Annotated in this window: 1 protein-coding gene; it reads left to right on the top strand. The window is 59.7% G+C overall.

Features of this window, described 5'->3' with window-relative positions:
- The first annotated feature begins 190 nt into the window (after positions 1-190).
- On the top strand, positions 191-1,969 hold the full coding sequence (locus ACR0NZ_RS20570; RefSeq protein WP_480521561.1) for an ABC transporter ATP-binding protein: 1,779 nt from the start codon (positions 191-193) through the stop codon (positions 1,967-1,969).
- Positions 1,970-1,980 lie beyond the last annotated feature (11 nt).

Raw genomic sequence — 1,980 nt, 5'->3', positions numbered from 1 at the left:
TAGCCGTTCGATTGCGGTTATGGATTGCTTGAGTATTTGGTATTGGTTGCGGGTTTGGTGGTTAGGTCTTATTTAGCGTGTTTGGATGTTGGGATGGGTTGGTCTGCCGCAGGGTTGCATCTGTCCTTTAGGCGCGGCGGGATATGGGGTATCTGGGCGTGCGCACCGTTTCACGGATTTGGAGAACGCAATGATGAAGCGCGCCTGGAACAAGTGGCGATCGGGCTATATGGGCCGGCTTGTCGGTGAGAGCTTTTATGCGCAGGGCGGGCTTTACGGCGTTGCGATCCTGGCGATGATCGCGGTGGCGGTCACCACCGCCGGCTCGGCTTACATGATGGAATATATCATCGATGCCATGACCAGCCCGGAATTGCGGGGATGGGTGCATGTCATTGCGCTGGGGGTTGTGCTTCTGTTCCTGACCAAGGCGGTGGCCTCGTATATTCAGGCCGTTTTTCTGGCACGCGCGGGCAACCGGATTGTGGCTCAGCAGCAGGAGAAGCTGTACCGCAAGCTGGTCCGGCACGGAGTGTCGTTCTTCTCGACCACTGAATCGTCGGATCTGCTGATGCGCACGACCAATGGCGCGCAATCGGCCCGGAGCCTGATCGATGTTCTGGTCACCGGGTTTGTCCGCGATGCCCTGACCCTGGTCGGCCTGATTGTGGTCATGGTGTATCAGCAGCCGGTCCTGTCGGTGATGTTCTTTGTGGTGGGCCCGATTGCCCTGCTGGGGGTGCGGTATCTGCTGAAAAGCGTGCGCTCGATCATGCAGGCCGAGTTCAAATCGCTGGCAGAGATCATCCGGGTGCTGCAGGAGACCTCGGCGGGGATCAAGGTGATCAAGGTGTTTGCGCTTGAAGATCGCATGATCGACCGAATGGAGACCGCGATCCGGAAGGTCGAACAGCGCTCGAACGACATCGCCCGGCTGCAGGCCATTGCCAGCCCGCTGATGGAGTTTCTGGCCGGTCTGGCGGTTGCCGGGGTTCTCATTGTCAGCACGATGGGCATCGCGGGCACCGAACAGCCGACCGCGGGTCAGCTGATGTCCTTCATCACCGCTTTGCTGATGGCCTATGAACCCGCCAAGCGCCTGTCCAGGATGCGGGTCCAGATTGAAACCTGCATGGTCGGTGTCGGCCTGTTGTTCAGCCTGCTGGATCAGGAGGACACGATGGTGGAAAGCCCCCGGGCCCGTGACCTGAGTGACGGCCCCGGACAGATCACGCTGCGCAATGTGACCTTTGGCTATCAGGGCACGGTGCCGGTGATCGACAACATGAGCGCCACTTTCGAGGCCGGGAAAACCACCGCCCTTGTCGGCCAGTCCGGTGGTGGCAAATCCACGTTGTTTGGCCTGATCATGCGGTTTTACGACCCCGATCAGGGCAGCGTCGAGATCGATGGCCGGGACCTGAGGGATGTCAGCTTTGCCTCGCTGCGGCGGAAAATCTCGTATGTCGGTCAGGACACGTTCCTGTTCTCGGCCTCGGTGATGGACAACCTGCGCTGCTCGGCACCCGAGGCGAGCGATGAAGAGGTGATCGCGGCAGCCCGGGCCGCACATGCGCATCAGTTCATCACTGACCTGCCGCAGGGCTATGAGACCCCGGTGGGCGAAAACGGAACCTTTCTGTCGGGCGGTCAGAAACAGCGCATCGCGATTGCCCGCGCCATTCTGCGCAAGGCCGAAATCCTGCTGCTGGACGAGGCCACAAGCGCGCTGGACGCGGAATCGGAATCGCTGGTCAAAGAGGCGCTGGACGCCCTGACACAGGATGTCACCGTCATCGTCATCGCCCACCGCCTGTCAACCGTGCTGGAGGCAGACAAGATCATCGTCATCCAGGACGGCGCTATCGCCGAACAGGGAAACCTCGACCAACTCATGCAGAAAAACGGCCCCTTCAAAAACCTCTTCGACCAACAGTTCAACAAACACAAACAAAAAGTCGCACAGTAATAGGGGGAGCT

The sequence above is a fragment of the Ruegeria sp. AE3 genome, from assembly GCF_056542225.1.
Note: the sequence above shows the minus strand (reverse complement) of the source record. Positions and strands in the feature narration are given on the sequence as shown.

Excerpts from the sequence above, each read along its gene's own strand:
- ACR0NZ_RS20570 (WP_480521561.1), top strand. The coding sequence starts at position 191 with ATGATGAAGCGCGCCTGGAACAAGTGGCGATCGGGCTATATGGGCCGG.